The following is a 17,680-nucleotide window of genomic DNA, read 5'->3' on the forward strand; positions in this document are numbered from 1 at the left end:
ATGATCTTGAAAACCAGGTCGAACGCGCACAGTGCGCCGAGCAGGCCATGCTGGCCTTCGAAGGCATGCGAGAGATTGCCGCTACGCTTTATCTCAACGAGTTCGGCTCGTCCTGGAAACCCGTCTCGAGCTCACGGTTCAACCACGGGGCGAGCTTCACATCTGCGCTGGTTCAGGGCCGCGATTTCCTGCGCGCGCGCGCCGAGGCCAAGCGCCGCGCGGCAATGCCCGAGGGCACGCCGGTCGTGTTCGCGGGTGGGCGCATGAAGCCCGGCACCGAAGATGATGGGCTCGCGTTTGCGAACAACATCTGGGCCACGCTCGATAAAGTTCGGGACCGTGTTCCCGACATGGTGCTCGTCCATGGCGGCGACACCAAGGGCGTCGACCGCCTCGCGTCCTCATGGGCCGAACGGCACAAGATCCCGCAAGTGGTCTTCGCGCTCGACCTGCGGCTTGGTAGCCGCGCCGGGTTCCATCGCAACGAGCGCATGCTCAGCCTTGATCCGCGGTACGTTGTTGCGTTCCCCGGTAATGGCGTGCTCGAACGCCTCGTGATCGACGCCAAGGGCCGCCGGGTTACCGTGGTTGACCGGCGAGGGCCGCTGGGTACGTGCCCCAAAGCGCAAGCCAATGGAGCGCCGGGCTGAAAGACCCTCGATCTTGCCAGCGTCCTGACAGGCGCTGGCGATCTGCGCTTGCCGACGTGGGTCCAAAGGCCGACCTTTGGCCATAGTTTCAGTCGGAGTTCGCGCCGTGGGCGATCCCATCCAATCGACCGTAGTTGTATCGATGGAAGGGCATATCGTGCTGCCCAATGCGATCTGCGACGCGATGGGGGGGGACCTGGAACGCGCCTCGCGATCGAATATGCTCGCTGCGGCCTTCTCCTCGAACAGACGTCTGCTTTTGCCCCTTCCGCTATCGATACTCTGTTCGGCTCATTGCGCCATGCGGGGTCCGCATTGTCGGTCAGAGATATGCATGCGGCGATAGTTCGCGAAGCAGTTGATCGCTTGGACAATTGATGCCCAGGCAGGACGAACTGCTCTCAGCCCGATGTTCCGGCCAACCAATTCATGCTGCCGTGAAATCCCTGAAGGTCATAGCCGCCCGGCCGATCGTTGATTGTCCGAATGCTGAAATGGCAACTACCGGAAGGGCCATTTAAATGACCGGCAGCCCCGCAAGGCAGTGATCACATTCTGTAATAGGTCCGATGTCTGTAGCGGGTGCCGGATGCATGTCCGAGGCATTCGGCTAGGTCCGACGGGGGGCAAGTTCGAGAACAAGCACAGCCGCGAAATGCCACGAAATGGCGGGACACCCGCTCGGCTTAGGCCCGGGGCCATCCGGCTCTTCGCGAACCCCTCCCTGAAGGCGCCGTCAGCCCCTCGCAACCCCGATCCGGCCGGCCGTGTTGCCCGGCTTTGCCGGGCTGCCCGCACCACCCGTCCTGATCGAGGTTCCCCTCCGGTGCGAGCGTCTGCCGCCCCCTTCTGACGGTCAGTTCGCAGCCGGGATGGCCCCGGACCTGCGCGTTCAGGAGAAAACCCATGACCAATCTCGTTATCCTCGTCGGCCGCATCGCCCGCGATCCCGAAACCCGCACCACCACCGGCGGGACCAGCATCACCAGCCTCTCGGTCGTGACCGACCGGCCCGCCCGCAAGGACGGAAAGACCTACAAGGACGAGAACGGCTACACCGCCAAGGACAGCGAGTTCCACCGCATCACCTGCTTCAATGGCCTTGGGGCAAACGTCGCGAAGTTCTGCAGCAAGGGCCAGCTGGTGACGGTCGAAGGGCGCATCCACTACACCCAGTGGGAAGACCAGGACGGCACCAAGCGCTACGGCTGCGAGATCATCGCCGACAAGGTCGATTTTCTCACCAACGGCCGCGGGACCTCCGGCGACAGCGCACCCGATATCGACGAGGATTGAACCCCTCATACTGATCGAACAAGGCCCCGGCAGAGCGATCTGCCGGGGCCTTCTTTGTGCTCTGGCAGCAATCGGCGGCGCGGGGGCATCGAGCCCCGCGCGCCGCCGCAGGAACGATGTTTATGCCCGCGAAATCCGCTTCAGGGTCTCGTCGAGCCCAAGTTTCTGGACGGACACAATGAGCCGCCGGAGCTGTGCAGGTTCTATGGTTTCAGCGCCGCAGTCGAGCATGACCTTGCCAAGCTCGGCAGCCGCGCTCTCACGCAATCTGGCTTCTTCGGCAGCGAGTTCCTCGCGCTGACGTTGCACTTTCATGAGCGCATCGCGTGCGCTCGCTTTGGACCTGGCCATCATGGTTCCTTTCGTTGGCCGTTGGTCCCCTCCGCAGGAGATTCTGCCATCGGGACGGCGTGTAGGAAAACGGTTTGTGGGGCAGACGGTCGCTCGCGTTCGCAGACGTTGGAGAGGTCTCTCTCGCAGAGATTTCAAGTCTGATGCGGGCTTTGGGGCCGCGTCAAGGACGACGGGGCCCCACCATTTTTTGCCGGGCAAGCCCGGAAAAAATCGTTGCCCCCATCGCCGCTTCGCGGCCGCGCAGAGCGCGGTCCCTGACCCCGCCCGTCGCCCACATCCTTCGATCTCCTGATGCGAAGCATCGAAACTCAGGAGGTTAGATATGTACGCTTCATTGAACACCGCGCAGGGCGGTTTCCAGGCCGATCAGGCGGCCTTTGTTGCCGCACTGGATCAGGCTCATGCCCGGTCCTTTCACAGCTACTTCACCCAGTACGTTCTGATCGATGCCACGGCCGGTTACATCACGGTCGACGAGGGGGATTATGGCGCGCTGCCGACGGGGATGCTTGACCGGGTCATCGATATGGTGCCCAGCAAGCTCAACGACGAATTCTGATCAGGTCCAACAGGAGGAAGTCCGTACCGGGCTTCCTCCTTTGTTTTTGCTCGGCTCCCTTAGCAGCGGTCGCTGAACTGTTCGGCAGTCAGGGACGGCCTGGCTGTCATTCCGCCTCGTCCGGAGCGTCCATACCCTCAAGGCGTTCTGGCATGCCGAGCAACTTCAACGCCGCTGCGGAAATTGCCTCGGACTTCGTTGGAAACGCCTCGGCAGAACTGATCGAGACACCGCTGGCGAAGGTCACGGTCGCCTGAAACCCGTTCCCTTTTGGCGTTGCGCTCAATGTAACGCTGGACATAGTCTGGTCCCCTCGCGGTCCCGCATTTGCTGCGCGAATATAGATGCTGGCACAGTTTCTGCCATCCCAATATCTCCCGGTTCCGGACGCCGGATCGCCGTCCCTTGATCCGACCGGTATTGGGTTCAAATGCTCCGAACAGATGCAGGTTCAAGGCCTGGACTCATCCTCCAAAGCTAGGAACGAAGGTGCACACCCTACGCGAGATCTCGCACGGGAAATCAGGAGATATTGTTGCAATATCAATTGGATATGGTAAATTTGCGCAAATGGCAGCTTTCCATTTGAAAATGGATAGCCGCGAAATAGCCAATCGGATTTGCATGCGCACCTCCCGGAACCTCGCAGTTCTGCGGCTTTACGATGTTCTTGACATGTTCTCAAATCTGGGTTAGCCCTTACACGCCTTTCGCAGTGTGAATCCAGGCTCCGCAATCAAGGAGTCCGTGGAAATGACACGGCCAAAATCCCTACAGGTTCACGTTTCTGATGACCTTGCTGCGCGCGTGCGTGCAGCTGCCATGCGCCGCGACCTCAGCCTTAGCGAATGGATCAGATCGCTGCTGATGCGCGCCTGCGACGACGATGATCTCGTCTCGCGGGTCGATACCAAAGTCGAACGCATGGCTCGCCAATCGGTCTTTATCATGGTCGGCGTCGATGCCCTCCTGGCAGGACATCCCGACAACCGTCTGCGCGAACGCGCCCATCAGGCCTACGCCCGCAAGTGCAAGGAACTAGGTCTGGTTGCCGCCACCGACGAGGGAGGCTCCAATGAAGCGTAACCTCGTCAATTTCACCCGCGGCAGCCAGCTGCTTGGCCATTTTAGCTTCATGTTTGCCGCCGGTCTCAAGGGACCGCTCATTGTCGCACTGCTGGTGATTTCGTGGACGACCTGGTGGACGCTGTCGGCCGGGCTCAGCGACCATGAAGTCTATCTGGTCTGGATGCGGATCTATGGGCAAATGTATTCCTTCATGGAGTTCGATCCTGCGACAGACGTCGAGCTCAAAACGGCGTTCGGCGGTACGGTTCAGTTCCCCATCCGGTTGCTCGAAACCTTTCCGCCCGTGGTCCGGGCGTGGGACCATATGCTTGGCCTGCTGGGCAATGCTCTCCTGCGCTCGGCTCTGTTGCTCGTACCTGCCTTCGTGGTCTTCTACTGGTTTGCGGCGCGCTTCGGTCGCCGCTCCAAGGAGCGCAAGCATGAGCGCGGCGCGATGCTCGTCACGCTTCCCGAACTGGTCGATGAACTCCATGCCCACAACCGGGTGGAGCGGTCCCGCGAATTGTCGGCTGTGCTGGGTTGGAAATGGCGGCTGTGCACCCCCGGCGAACTGGCCATCACGTTTCCGTACAAGCCCTCGCATCTGGCGACGGTTTCCTACCCCTGGCGGCTCGAGCAAAGCCACGCGATGCTGATCGGTACGACCGGCATGGGTAAGACGGTCGCCATGTCGGACATGATCGCCGAGGCGCGTGCGCGGTGCCAGCGCATCGTTATCTTCGATCTCACCGGTGCCTTTATCGAGCATTTCTACGACAGCAGCCGCGACGTCATCCTCAACCCGCTCGATGCTCGCTGTCCGAGATGGAGCCTGTTCGACGAATGCCGGACAGAAGGCGAATTCTGGGCGGCTGCTGAAGCGCTCGTTCCCCACGACGGGGGAGGCGAGGCGCAGTTCTGGGTCATCGCAGCGCGCGCGCTGTTCGTGGAATTTTGCCTCAAACTGATCGCCGATGGCAACGGCACCAACGAAGCGCTGGCCAAGAGGCTGATGACCGCCGACCTGTCGGAGGTCCATGCCATGATGCGCGGCACGATCGCCGATCCGCTGACCGCGCCGGAAGCCGCACGCATGGCGGAATCGATCCGCGCCGTGTTCAACGTCAACGCCAAGGCGCTCAAGCTGTTGCCAGCGTCGGGCAAGCCGTTCTCGGTCCGCCACTGGATCGAAGACGACGACGATGGGAGCCAAGGCAAAGGCTCTGCCGTGTTCATATCGGCGCGCTATGTGGACATGAGCGTTTGCGCGCAGCTGCTCACGCTGTGGCTCGATACGGCAATGAACACGCTCATGACGAGGCCCCGAACTCGTGACCTGCGGTTCTGGTTCTTCATCGACGAACTCGGCGCGCTGCACCGGCTGCCAGCCCTTGAAAAGGGGCTCCAGACCGCCCGCAATTTTGGCGGTGCGATCGTCACCGGGATCCACGCCTATGCCAAGCTCAAGGAGGTCTACGGCGATAACATGGCGATGACCCTGTCATCGCTCGCCCGGACCAAGCTGATCCTCGGCACGGCAGATCGCGAGACCGCGACATGGTGCTCGGACTTTATCGGCCATCGGCAGGTCCGCGACATGGATGAGGGCTACACTTACGGGTATAACAATGCCCGCGACGCGGTCAGCCTGACGCCGCGAAAGCACATTGAACCATTGCTCTTGCCCGACCAGTTGATGAACCTGTCGCGCCTGTCAGGCTACATCAAATTCCCGGATGGCTTCCCGGCGGCCCCGATCAAGTTGAAGCCGGTCACCCGTCCAAAAGTCGCGGAAACCTTCATCGGCCGCGCCAAGGATCCGCCATTGCGTCGGCCGCAGATCAAAGCAGATGTCGAACGCGCAGCACCAACCTCGACTGCCACTGATCCCTCCGCGCATCCTGCGTCCAATGATGATGGAGCGGGCAAACCGGTCGTGCCCAAGCAAGGAGAGCTATCGCTCACGCAGCGCGGGCCTGATGACAAATCCGGCTTGCCCGAACGGCAGGAGCCGGTTGCCGGAAAGAGCTTCCCCGAGGAAGCGGCCAAGCCCTCCGCAACGGAAGCAGCGGGCAAACAGGCCAAAGGCGCAAAGGCATCGCCGGGCCGGGGACGGGCAACCGTCTCACTCCCCAAAGACGCTGTCCTGCGCGGCGGCGATAAGCCTTCTGAGGATGATCCCGCAAAGGGCAAACACGAAGCGCGCCGGGCCGATGTACCTGCCGCCAAGGATCAGATGAACCAGGTGCAGAAGCCCGGCAAAGCTGCCGTCCCGCAAAGCGCCCCGGAGGCTCGCAAGCTCATGATCGAGGATGGCGTGCCCGAGCAGGACACGCCTTCTCACGGTGGGCCGGGCTACGGCGATCTGGAGATGTGACGATGGTTGGCGGCGCCTATGCCTTGCGAGGTGGACCATGCTTTCGGTAGCCAATGTCCGCACCGCAGGCGGCGCCGCCAACTACTTTGCTGCGGACAATTACTACACCCGCGCCGATGCCGAACGATCGGGCGAATGGCTGGGCAAGGGGGCCGAAAAGCTGGGGCTCGTCGGCAGGGTCGATGCCAAGCAGTTCGAAGCGGTGCTCAAGGGTTTGCTCCCCGATGGCAGCAGGGTCGGCAGCGACAACCGTGCTCACCGTGCCGGCACCGATCTTACTTTCTCGATGCCCAAGAGCTGGTCGATCCTCGCGCTCGTGGGCGGCGACAAGCGTATCCTCGATGCCTATGCCGCTGCGGTCAAGGAGACCCTGGTCTGGGCCGAGAAGAACCTCGCCGAAACCCGGATTGATGTGAAAGGCAAGGAGCGCGTCCTCGCCACAGGGAACCTCGTCATCGGCCTCTTTCAGCACGATACGAACCGCAACCAGGAACCCAACGCGCACTTCCACGCTGTCGTAGCCAATGTCACCCAGGGGCCTGATGGCAAATGGCGCGCGCTGCGCAACGACAAGCTCTGGGAGCACAACACGCTTCTCAATGCGATGACGATGGCGCGGTTCCGTCTGTCCGTCGAGAAGCTCGGCTACGAGATCGGCGAGGTCGGCAAGCACGGCAATTTCGAGGCGGTTGGCGTCCCGAAATCCATGCGTGAGGCCTTCAGCACCCGGCGCGCCAAGATCCTCGAGGCGGTCGCACAGATGGACCATCGCGGGCCGCGCGCCACCGACATGGCAACGCTCATGACGCGGGCCGATAAAGCCAAAATCGAAGATCGCAGCGCTCTGACCCGGCAATGGCAAGAAACTGCCTCGCGGCTCGGATTCGATGCCAAGGCCGTCATTGCGAGAGCCAACGGGCGCGCGGCAAACGACCTTGGCAATGTGCCGGGATTTATCGGCACGGTGCGCGGTCTGGTCGATCAGGGACGCGCGCTTGCCTCTGCCTTTGCTGAACGTTTGGGCCTCCGCGAGGGTGACCCGCTTGTCCCGCGCACGATGGGCAATCGAAGCGCCGAGCAAGTGGCCGGAGTTCATGCCGCGGCTTCGGCCATCCGGCATTTGGGTGAGCGCGAAGCCGCCTTTTCTCGCACCGAGATTTATCGCACGGCACTCGGGTTTGGACTGCCGACAGCGATGGCCGCGATCGAACAGCGGGTCGATCAATTGCTGCGACAGGGATACCTGGTGAAGGGCAAGGGCGCTGATCGCGACCTGGTCACCACCCGCGATGCCGTCGGTCTCGAACAACGCATCATTGCAGCGGTGGAAAACGGGCGCGGGGCCGCACCAGCGATCTTGCCTGCGGATGTTGCCGGAGACCGGCTCCAGGCGCTCTCGCAGCTCAAATACGGCATGACCCTGAACCCTGGGCAGGAAGCTGCGGGCCGCCTGCTGCTCGCCACTAACAACCGGATCGTCGCCATCCAGGGCGTTGCCGGCGCAGGCAAGAGCACCGTTCTGAAGCCGGTCGCCGACATCCTCGCGGAGCAGGGCAGGGCCGTGCTTGGTCTCGCGGTCCAGAACACGCTCGTCCAGATGCTGGAGCGCGATACCGGCATTCCCTCGATGACCGTGTCGCGCTTCCTGCGCCAGCACAGCGAGCTGCTGGAAGGCGCAAACAAGGCCAAACTTGCCGAGGCACGGATGGCGTTGCGCGGCACGGTCGTGCTGCTCGACGAGGCCTCGATGGTCGGCAATGCCGACAAGGAAAAGCTGGTCCGGCTTGCCAATGTCCTTGAACTGGGACGTTTTGCCAGCATCGGTGACAAGAAGCAGCTCGGGGCCGTGGACGCGGGCAAACCCTTCGATGTCATGCAGCAGGCCGGCGCCGAAACCGCGATCATGAGCGAGAATATACGGGCGCGGGACAAGGCCCTGCGCGATGCACAATTTGCGGCCCAAGGCGGCCATATCGAGGCAGCCTTGCGGCATCTTGGTCCGCAAGTGATCGAAGTTGCCAGCGGCGCTGCGGTCGCTGCGGCTGCCGATTGGCTTGCTCGTTCGCCCGCCGAGCGCGAGAACACTTCGATCTATGCGTCGGGCCGGGCGCTGCGCAGCCAGGTCAACGAAGCGGTGCAAACGGGTCTCAAGGCCAATGGCGAACTCGGCCCTGCTTCGCTACGCGTGAACACGCTGTCCCGCCTGAACGTCACACGCGAGGAACTGCGCTACGCGCGCTCTTACACGCCTGGCATGATTGTGAGCGTTGAGCGACGCCAGCGCGGGCAAGGGCTGCTTGCAGGGCAGTATCGCGTCGCGGAAACCGACCTGGCGCGGGGGCGCGTGACCCTCGAAAACGAACGAGGCCGTCGCTTCGAATTCCGGCCGGGGCAATTGCGTCCGCAAGGTGAGATGGATCCCCTGCGCTTGTTCGACGTGAAGCCGCTCGAGCTTTATGCGGGCGACCGCATTCGCTGGACCGAGACTGACTATAAGCGCGGGCTGCTCAATGCCGACCAGGCCAGGATCGTGGCGATCGATGCAAAGCAGGTGACTGTGAAAACCTCGCTCGGAGCCGAGCATCAGTTGCAGCCTGGTGACCCGATGCTCCAGCGCCTCGATCTGGCCTATGCACTCAACGCCCATATGGCGCAGGGGCTGACTTCAGACCGCGGCATCGCAGTCATGGACAGCCGTGAGCGTAACCTGTCGAACCAGCAGACCTTCCTCGTGACGATCACGCGGCTGCGCGATGGGCTGACCCTCTACGTCGACAATGCCGCCAAGCTCGAGGCTGCAGTCGAACGCAATCCTGGCATGAAGCGCTCGGCACTCGAAACCGTCGGGCTGCTGCGGGATGCTGCCGCCACTGGGCAGGAGAAAGGGCGGAGCGAGAGCAAGGAAGCCATGCCTGTGCGAGAACCGCCCGAGCTCGACCGTTCGCTCATCAAGCCGTTCGAGATCGGGCTCTGACGCTTATGCCGCCACTGATGCCACCCCAAGTCCGAGCAGGCTGGCAGCTCCACAATTGACAACATGTTCTATATTTGTTCTCACGATGCCATGAGCCGAATCGCTGATGAAATTCTGCTAACCCATCTGGAGGTCGCGCTGGCGATGGCGCCGGAGGTGACTCTCGCCGGTCTGAATGCGGCTGATCCACGCGCACAGCGCAGCGCACGCGTGGATCTCGCGCAGCATCTGGTCGAGCGGATGCGTGGTTTAGAGATTTCAGGAGAGGACTACCAGTCTGGCGGCCATCAGTCTTGCCTGTTCCCAGGCGACCTTTCGCCCATCGGTTGAAGGGCCGATATTCGGCTGTGTTGCCTTAGGCTTCCAGTAGCCGTGAGAGCAGTCATTCCCGCGTCATTGGCCCAATTTGGTCCGAGAGTTCAGCGATCCGGCGTGCAATGGCCTGCCAGGTATTGATGCCTTCCTGGTCACCGGCCAGCGCGAGCGCGCCGATCTGTTCGGCGACATAGTGCGCAGCCTTGTCGCCTTGCGCCTTCATGACCTGGTTGGCGCAGGCCCAAAGTTCCCAGTCGCTCAGCATTAGCGCAGTGTGCTGATTGCGGCGCCTATGGTCGCATAGAGGCCGTAGGCGACCAGGGCTGCGGTGAGCAGGAATTCGAGGCGTAGTTTGACGCCTCGCGGGCGAGGTTGCCCAGCCGGCCAGATCTGATCGCACACCAGCCCGTTGAACCCCGAGCGTTGCCCGATGATTTCGACGCGGGAGCCGATCAGTTTGCGCGCTGCCCGGGTGCTGTCGAGCTCCCACGTTCCGCCGCCCTCGGTTCGCAGGACCAGTCCGTTGGGGCTCTGTTCGAGCGTGCCCGTAAGATGTTCATCGCTGCTCACCGGCAGGCAGGACCTTTCCAGTAGCGGTCCCAGCGCAGGACCGTGCCAGTCTTGATCATGGCGCAGGACAGATCGGTGCCTGAGGGGAGACGGCACCATGCCGCCGTCCTGCTGCCCCCAGCTGATCCTTCTGACTGACAGGTGAGCCGGGGGCCCGCGACAATGACGTGACCGGTGGAGATAGTTCCGCGAGGTCCGCCGAACAGGCGAACAAGGGCATCACGCGCTTCAATCGCCGATGCACGGGGGCAAGGCTGGTTGGAGCGGCAAGTGCCGTCCATCTCGCGGGCCGCAATGCCGCCGATGCGGAGGTGCGGCCCTTCGGCGCACCAGACCGGCCCATCGCCATCATAGACATGGGTCGGGGTGCAGGTGAATGTCTGACCCGCAGATACGACTGCGGCTGCGAAGATCAGAAACATCGCGCTGCCCGATCTATTGGAGCTTGCGGCCGAACCACAGGACGCGGCCGACGATGTTGATCGCTCGTCTCTCAAGCCCGCGCCAGCTGGGATAGGCCGGGTTATCGCTCAGCACCGAAATCTTCCGTCCCTGAGGCTCGATGGCAACGCGTTTGACGTTGAGCGCATCGTCCATCCGCAGCACATAGATACCATCGCGGAGCCGCGACTGGCCGTCGCCAAGGTCGACCATGACCTCGTCACCGTCGTTGAGCGTGGGTTCCATCGAATCTCCATTAACATGGATGATCGACAGGCTTGAAGCCTTGCTTGGGGTGAGCTTGCGGAGCCAGGTTTCATTGAACCCGAATTGACCGCTCTTGCGTTCCATTTCTGCGAATGCGCCGTGGCCGGCGGAGGCTTCGACATCGAGAACGGGGATCTGCACCAGTTCGACGACCGGCGCGCTGCGGTGAGGGGGGCCGCCTAGTACGCGCTCTTCCACGCCAAAGAACCGCGCGAGAATGTTGCGATCGCCCTCGTCCAGATAGCGCGGGCTGCCTTTGCGGATGTACTGTTGAATATAGGAAACGTTGCGGCCGAGCAGCCGCGATATCCCCGAGTAGGTGCAGCCCTTTCGGGATGAGATGAGCTCGTCGAGAGCCTGTCGTGCTTCGTCCATCACGCTGTCCTGTCACGAATCCTAGGAAAAGTCATCCTAGACTCTAGGTTGCAGTCCTAGTAAGAACAAAACAGGAACGCAAGTGCAAAGCGAGTCGAGCGCGATGGAGCTATTGGATCAGATCGAGGACTATTTGGCACGGACGCGCACGCCGCCAAGCAAATTTGGACGTATGGCAGTTTGTGATCCACGCTTTGTTGATGATCTACGCGCTGGTCGGCGACCAAGGCGCAAGACCGAAGAGCGGGTTATGCGATATCTGAACACCCAAACAGTAGGTTTTATGGTTGCAGCTGGATCTGGAGCTCAGCGAGATCCTCTGCTGGCATGTCGGTTCCCATAAGGCTGTGCAGATACTCCAGCAGGTCTTCCTGACGCGGTTGGCCGAACGCTAGGCGATAGACGGTCAGGCTCCGTTTAAGCCACTCGAGCCTGCGTACCTCGCGGCTGAACGGCAGCATGGGCACGCGGCGTTCGACTTTCACCGGACCTTCGTAGATCCAGTAGGGAACGAGGTCAGAGTCATTCTCGGTCTCGGCACGGGCGGCATCGAACATGATCAGCCATGGATCTTCGTAACCTCTCTCGCGACCACGCACCGTATCGACCTGCCGATGCGCCAGATTGAGGCGGATCGCGTGGCCCTTGAAGCGGTGGACTCGTCCCTCGCGCTGCTCGAGATCGACGGGGTTTCCGGGCAAGTTCCAGTGATAGAGTCGATAGCAATAGGGGTGAAAGTCGAGGCCTTCCTGTCCGACGGAGGTCGTGGCCAGCGCGAAGGGTCTGAACGGTGAATTGAAGGCGTCGCGAACGCTGGAGAGGCGCGCGGCCCCGCCTTCCTCGTCCTTGTAGTCGGCCAGGCGCATGGCGAAGCGCCCGCGCATCTGGAACTTGTTAATCACCAGCTTCTTGCCGTCGACCGTTGGATCCTCGACATCGATCTGGGAGGGGCGAATGGCCAACGCCTCCGAGATGGCCTTGCTGATCCCAGCGATGCGATCGACGGCAGGCTTGGCGCCCAAGCCCTCGGCGTCGAGCAGATAGTGGACGTACTCGTCGAGAACAGCCTGAAGGTTATGCTCAACGCCGTAGGTGAGCACCTGGCGCCAATATCGGTCATCGTCGTCCTTGCGGAGCAGAGCGACTGCATCATGCTGGTTGAAAAGCGTGCGGAAACCCCAAGAGATCTGGCTGGCCGCCTTCAGCAGTCGATGATCGTCCCAAGCGAGATCTGGCGCGATCCGGTGCAGGGCGCGCAGCGCACAGACTGCGGGGCTGCCAAGAGCGACATCGACCAGGAGGTCAACCAGCGTGTCCGGTACGGGTCCAAAGGCGCGTTCCGTTGTCACAGTCCGCAGTTCGGCGACATGCTCCTTGAAACCCTCTTCGTTGCCGAGGAGGGCGAAGCCGTAAGGTGAGTTGATCCAGGCGATGGAGCTGGCTTTCGCCATCGAGTCGATGACGGCCGGGGCAGCCCATTCCCAATCGCGGCCATCGGCGGTGTCGCCTGACCGCTCGGCGAGTGCGGCGACGCTCTCGCGCAAGCGGTCGGCGACGGCTTTACGCATGCCTTCCACCGACAGGGTTTCGTTCGACGCTCCAAAGATCGCAAGAGGGTCTGCAAGGCGCGCCAAGGTCGGCGACGGATAGACCAGGTGCATTGCGCGCATGGCGACAAGTCGCCCTTGGTTTTGCCGGAACTGGATGGGGCGTGGGCGAACATGACCGAAGTATCGCTGCCCCGAAGCGCCGACGCCCATACGGCGTTCGGCCTCGTAGGACAGGATTGATGCGATCGCATCGGGCACCATCGACCAGGACGAGAAGATCAGCGCCTTGGTCAACGGCGGCCCGGATCGCTCGGGACCGTAATAGGGTAGGGATGGCGGGATCCACAGATGTTGATCGAGACCATCGCCGAACACGTCATCCATGACGCCGCGCATCCGACCGTTAGCGGGTTCGAGCGGCTCGTAGGCGTCAAGCCGGTCGCGATCGAGCATGGCAGGCCGTGCGCGTTCGAGCGCCGCGCACAGATTGGGGGCCGGCTTGTCGAGCTGCTCTTTCAATAGCCGCTTGAGCGCATAGTCGCGCATGAAGTTGAGGAGGTAGGGCGCGGACTTCCAGTATTCGGTGATCTCCGGCGCATCGAGGGCGCGCGCAACGTCCGATACTGCTGCGGCCTGGCGCAGATCAGACGGCAGGATCGTGATGGCCATCGGCGGCTCGCTCACCATTGAGTCGCGCTCGATGGTGCTGGCCACGCGTTCGGTGCGCGCCATTACCTTGCGCAGCCGGTCCTCGACGACGTGGCGCGCGCCGATGGCCTCGTTGCGCGCGCCGGGCAGCGCATGAAGGAAGCCGCGAAACTCGCGCATTTCGCGTTCCAGCGACTTGGCCACATCGGGACCGTTGGTCCGACCATAGAGGAAGGACAAGGTCTCCAGAAAATCACGGTAATGCTCGCCGTCATCGGGTTCGTCACCCGACAAGGTCAGCATCCGGTAGGGTGTGGCGGACAGCAGGAGCGTGCGCGCGGCATGACCCTTGCCGTCCGAGTAGTCGAACAGCTCGCGAGCCAGGTCAGCAGCCGGGGTTTCGCCGTGGAGCAAGTCGCGGAACCGTTGAAACTCATCCATGATGATGAGGTCGGGTTTCAGGGCGTCGATGCAGGCGTGCGAGAGTTTGCCGCGAAGACGACCGACCAAGGCATTGCGCCGCTGGTTCAGCTCTTGAGGATAGGTCTCACGGCGACGTGGGAAGAGGTCGCATACCTCCTCCAATTCCGTGAATAGTTCGGCATCTTTTTCGACGTCACGGCGGAAGCGATCGATGATCCGTTTATCGACACCATCCAGGGAAAGCTCGCGGACGGCGGAATTCCAGCCATCAACACCGGCGGACACCTGAAGCAGATTGTGCAGGCCGCGCGGCCGCGAGACCCGGTCTTCGAGCATCCGCAGCAGCAAGGCGCGTTCCTGTGTAACGCCTGTGGTCGAGCGCAGGTCAAAGGTCGTGCCGGGTGTCAGGCTGATGAAGTTGACCTTGTTGGCGTCGAGCCCCTGATCGCCCCGGACCTGGAGCGGTATAAGCGTCATGCGAGTCGGCAACGCCAGCTCGCGCCGGCCAAGCACATTGAGGCGATTGATGTTTTGAGCCGCAATCGCCTGATTGGAACAGATGTAGAGGATATCGATCCGGTCGGTGCTGTCCCAAAGCTTCTCCATGGTGCGGGCGATGACGCCGCGCGCGACCATTGTTTTGCCAAGGCCTACCTCATCCGCGACGAGAAATTGCCTCACGGGATCCTGATCGCCGTAGAGCCGGTCAAACACATAGTCGACTGTACGACGCTGAAAGGCTTTCAGCGGAGCGAGGGCAGCTTCGGCTTCAAACCGGTTATCCGCCATGGCTGAGGCCCTGATCCTGGAGGGCGATGCGGAAAGCATCCCAAAGGGTTCGGAAATCACTGGGTATTGGATCGGCGCCGGTATCGTTGCCGGCCTCCAATCGCGTCATCAGGCGTTCGATCGCATGAAGTCTTTCGCCTCCACGGCACAAGGCGCGAACCATATCTTCCAGGAGCGGCGCGTCGTCGGCTGCACTGGCCCAAGCCATGCTGCCGGAACCCTCCTGCGCCGCCAAGGCCGCGCCGAATGGATCGCCGAGTTCTGACAAGAGGAGCCGCAGATAGCGAAAGAACGCATCTCGGCTGTCGATCACCCAGCGAAGAATGGCGGCATGGCGTTCGGGCGGGAGGCCTTCCATCACCAGACTGGTGCTGAAGAGGGCTGACATCTGGACACTGTCTGCGGTCAACCGAAAGGCCAGAAAGCGGGTGAGGTCGACGATCGGCATGGCACCAAGATCAACGGTTGTCCCTGCGCGAAGGGCATCCAGAACATCACAGGCATGGCCGTCTCCTCGGGTGATGGGCCAGACCTGCAGCGAGGCGATGCCGACAAGCGGCAACGGCTCCGTGGGAATGAGCCAGACGCGCCACGGGTGCGCATCGCCGTCAATGCTCTCGATCCGCTCACAGCGCAGGTGCAATCCACCGCGGCACAAGGCGCGACGTGCGTCGTCGAGCCGGGCCTCTGCGGCGATGGTGGCGGGATCGATGGGTTCAAGCTCGCTGGCAACGAATGTGCGGGTGAGGCGCCCAAAGCCCTTCTCGCCCATGATCTGCTCAACGCTGCCGACCTTAGATCGCTTGCCTCTGAGCGAGGCAAAGAGCTCCACATTATTCCCCGACAAAAGGGCGGGACGCGTGGCGTTGCCGGACCCAATCGTCAGGATCGTGTCCCAGCCCGTCTCGGCGATGAAGGCCTTGGCGTGTAGTCCCTGAAGCGCGCTGGTGGAGACCTCCTCGCCGTCTTCGGTGGCGGCCATTTCGTCGAGAACGGAAACGCGTTCAAAAGCGTCCAGCGTGGCGCTGTCGACGCAAGCCAATTGATCCGGGCGGCTGATGATGACTGGCTTCTCTGCTGTCGGGAGCCCGCTTAGTAGGTTGAGCGCACTGGTGTCGCAAAAGGGCGAGATGACGCCCAGTCGCGCGCAGGACGCTGGCTGCCAGATTTTGCCACCAAACCCGTTGACCGCGAAGCTGACCTCGTCGAACCGGTCGGGCACGGTCCACCGGGCGCGCCGAATATCTTCGGCAACCTCAGCGGTCAGTGTGCGCGCATCGTCGGAGATGCCGGCGACAGCGAGATCTGAGAGTCGGCTCAGAAGATCGAACAGCGGCCGGTTGTTCGCATCGGGGCGGCGCGTCAGCTCGCCATCGAGGCGTAGCGAGATGTCCCAGGACCGATCTCGCGTAAGGTTGCGCGAGAGCACCAGCAACCGCAAGAGCGTCGGATCTTCGGCGCGCGTCGGCCGATAGCGGAGAGCCCAGAGCTTGGGATGGAACGCACCTTCGCGCGGTGCGGCGACTTCGACAATGATGCGTTCGAGCAGAGAGCAGAGCCGTGAATGAGGGCGGCTTTGAGCATGTAGATGCCCTGCATCGGCATAGATGACGAGGCGTCCAGTGATCCGCTCGGCGCCTTCGAGCAGCGCCAGCGGGTGGGTGAGAATGTCGTCACGATTTTCGGCCGCGAACAGGGCGAGGCTGACGGGTGCGGCGAGCGCGGTTTCGAAATCGAGCGAGAAAGTCGTCGCGATCGCAGCGTCGAACACATAGCTCGGAGGGGGCTGAAGGCTGTCGCCGTAGAGAACGCGGGTTTCCGGATCGAGCGTCGTTCTATTCAGCACTGGCAAGATCCCGCAGGTGCGACTTGGCTTGCGCCCATCGGAAGGTCAGCGGCTCGACACCAGAAGCGCCTGTCCAACGGTCTCGCACGGCTCGGTTGGCAAATCGGGACTGGCTTGTTTTCAGTCGCCGCTCGCGATCCTGCACAAGACGGGCGGCCGGTGTCAGCGCACCGTCTAGGACGTTGCCCGTGGTCAACAGGCCAAGCCATTCGGCGACGAAGCGTTTGGCGGCGGGCCGGATGCTGTGTGCGGGATGATCGATCGCCGCCCAGAAAGCATCGAGTGACCAAGCCCGGATCGCCGCCATGTCCAGGCTGGATTGCCATTCGGCAAACCGCACCTCGTATTTTTCGATCCATTCGGCCCGATCACGGAGCCGACTGAGCAGTAAGTTGTAGAGCAGCGAGGCGCCGTGCATCACGCTGGAGAATATCGCGCCATGGCCGACCAATGTACGGGCGTCGTCAGGGAAATCGGCAAGATGGGGGTGCTCCCAGATGTTGTCGCATTCAGCTTGGCTGGACCCGCTTCGCGCCAAAAACGCCAAGAGGCTGTGCGGTTGATGGGCGATGAGCCGATCGATGATGAACTGGGCCTCGTCGAGCGAGAGCTTGAACTGCGTATGGTCGAGCAGGTCGGTGGGACGCGCTGGCAGCGTCGGGGTCCAGATCTGAAGGGCTTGGGCCTCGGACGCGGAATCCTCGCTTTCGCGGACGCGAGGCCGCGCGCGTTGAAGATGGCGCATGGACGAAAAGAGGTTGTCGGTTGAGCCAGGGAAGAGACGGATGCCCCATGTGCCGAGCCCGGCCCAGTAGACCGAACTGGGCAGTCTCTGGAGGTCCGCACCGGCATCCCTGCCAATGATGCCGTTGGACTCGCCGCCGGCTTTGAGCGCGTTGGCGAGCCGGTTTTCGAGGGCGCGCGCTTCGCTCGCGAGCTGATCCGCCCCGCCCGATGATCCTTCGAGCATCTGGAACAGCCAAGGGATGAACAGCATGTAGCGCAGCCGGGTTTGGATCGTGCTGGTGCCCGGGAAAAGGTGATCGGCGATCGAATCGCGGATGCCGCCCAGACCCAGTTCGTCGCGGGTTTCCCGCTCTTGGAATAGCGCCATGATCCGCTGCGCGCGCTGGCGCTCGGCTTCATCGAAATCAATCCAGGCAAGTGAAGACATTGGC

15 protein-coding genes are annotated in these 17,680 nt (G+C 62.3%); 7 read left to right on the forward strand and 8 right to left on the reverse strand.

Annotated elements, in window-relative coordinates; translation table 11 throughout:
• Both WCL10_RS07785 and WCL10_RS07790 read left to right on the forward strand, forming a co-directional pair.
• On the forward strand, positions 1 to 650 hold a 650-nt coding region (locus WCL10_RS07785; RefSeq protein WP_336895085.1), incomplete at its 5' end, for a DUF2493 domain-containing protein.
• A 906-nt stretch (positions 651 to 1,556) separates the two neighbouring features.
• On the forward strand, positions 1,557 to 1,946 hold the full coding sequence (locus WCL10_RS07790; protein WP_336895086.1) for a single-stranded DNA-binding protein: 390 nt from the start codon (positions 1,557 to 1,559) through the stop codon (positions 1,944 to 1,946).
• Positions 1,947 to 2,066: 120 nt separating this feature from the next.
• Here the strand turns inward: WCL10_RS07790 and WCL10_RS07795 are convergent, their stop codons facing one another.
• A complete protein-coding gene (locus WCL10_RS07795; protein ID WP_336895087.1) occupies positions 2,067 to 2,297 on the reverse strand; it encodes a DUF6437 family protein in 231 nt (76 codons plus the stop codon).
• A gap of 325 nt (positions 2,298 to 2,622) precedes the next feature.
• Between WCL10_RS07795 and WCL10_RS07800 the strand changes: the two genes are divergently transcribed.
• From WCL10_RS07800 to WCL10_RS07820, 5 genes are all read left to right on the forward strand, one after another.
• Positions 2,623 to 2,859 (forward strand): hypothetical protein, encoded by a 237-nt coding sequence (locus WCL10_RS07800; protein WP_336895088.1) that lies wholly within the window; start codon positions 2,623 to 2,625, stop codon positions 2,857 to 2,859.
• 753 nt (positions 2,860 to 3,612) lie between these two features.
• Positions 3,613 to 3,945: a hypothetical protein gene (locus tag WCL10_RS07805; protein ID WP_336895236.1), complete on the forward strand. Its 333-nt coding sequence runs from the start codon at positions 3,613 to 3,615 to the stop codon at positions 3,943 to 3,945.
• Positions 3,935 to 6,304, forward strand: coding sequence for a type IV secretion system DNA-binding domain-containing protein (locus WCL10_RS07810; RefSeq protein ID WP_336895089.1), 2,370 nt, complete (start codon positions 3,935 to 3,937; stop codon positions 6,302 to 6,304). Before WCL10_RS07805 ends, WCL10_RS07810 begins: the two co-directional genes overlap by 11 nt.
• Positions 6,305 to 6,341: 37 nt before the next feature.
• On the forward strand, positions 6,342 to 9,278 hold the full coding sequence (gene mobF / locus WCL10_RS07815; RefSeq protein WP_336895090.1) for a MobF family relaxase: 2,937 nt from the start codon (positions 6,342 to 6,344) through the stop codon (positions 9,276 to 9,278).
• A gap of 90 nt (positions 9,279 to 9,368) precedes the next feature.
• Complete coding sequence (locus WCL10_RS07820; protein ID WP_336895091.1) at positions 9,369 to 9,608, forward strand: hypothetical protein; 240 nt, start codon at positions 9,369 to 9,371, stop codon at positions 9,606 to 9,608.
• Between the two features lie 52 nt (positions 9,609 to 9,660).
• Here WCL10_RS07820 and WCL10_RS07825 read toward each other — a convergent pair whose 3' ends face one another.
• The 7 genes from WCL10_RS07825 to WCL10_RS07855 form a co-directional block, all read right to left on the reverse strand.
• Complete coding sequence (locus tag WCL10_RS07825) at positions 9,661 to 9,858, reverse strand: hypothetical protein (RefSeq protein ID WP_336895092.1); 198 nt, start codon at positions 9,856 to 9,858, stop codon at positions 9,661 to 9,663.
• Positions 9,858 to 10,163 carry a DUF5818 domain-containing protein gene (locus WCL10_RS07830; RefSeq protein WP_336895093.1) on the reverse strand — a complete coding sequence of 102 codons (306 nt, stop codon included), beginning with the start codon at positions 10,161 to 10,163 and terminating at the stop codon, positions 9,858 to 9,860. The genes WCL10_RS07825 and WCL10_RS07830 overlap by 1 nt, the downstream gene beginning before the upstream one ends.
• Positions 10,160 to 10,585: a hypothetical protein gene (locus tag WCL10_RS07835; protein ID WP_336895094.1), complete on the reverse strand. Its 426-nt coding sequence runs from the start codon at positions 10,583 to 10,585 to the stop codon at positions 10,160 to 10,162. Before WCL10_RS07835 ends, WCL10_RS07830 begins: the two co-directional genes overlap by 4 nt.
• Positions 10,586 to 10,598: 13 nt before the next feature.
• Positions 10,599 to 11,246 (reverse strand): S24 family peptidase, encoded by a 648-nt coding sequence (locus WCL10_RS07840; protein WP_067914368.1) that lies wholly within the window; start codon positions 11,244 to 11,246, stop codon positions 10,599 to 10,601.
• Positions 11,247 to 11,527: 281 nt separating this feature from the next.
• Positions 11,528 to 14,656 (reverse strand): DEAD/DEAH box helicase, encoded by a 3,129-nt coding sequence (locus WCL10_RS07845; protein WP_336895095.1) that lies wholly within the window; start codon positions 14,654 to 14,656, stop codon positions 11,528 to 11,530.
• Positions 14,646 to 16,502, reverse strand: coding sequence for a phospholipase D family protein (locus tag WCL10_RS07850; protein WP_336895096.1), 1,857 nt, complete (start codon positions 16,500 to 16,502; stop codon positions 14,646 to 14,648). The genes WCL10_RS07845 and WCL10_RS07850 overlap by 11 nt, the downstream gene beginning before the upstream one ends.
• Positions 16,492 to 17,676 (reverse strand): DUF6361 family protein, encoded by a 1,185-nt coding sequence (locus WCL10_RS07855; protein ID WP_336895097.1) that lies wholly within the window; start codon positions 17,674 to 17,676, stop codon positions 16,492 to 16,494. Before WCL10_RS07855 ends, WCL10_RS07850 begins: the two co-directional genes overlap by 11 nt.
• Positions 17,677 to 17,680 lie beyond the last annotated feature (4 nt).

Origin of the sequence: Novosphingobium sp. (assembly GCF_037133355.1) — a bacterium.
Taxonomy (GTDB): Bacteria; Pseudomonadota; Alphaproteobacteria; order Sphingomonadales; family Sphingomonadaceae; genus Novosphingobium.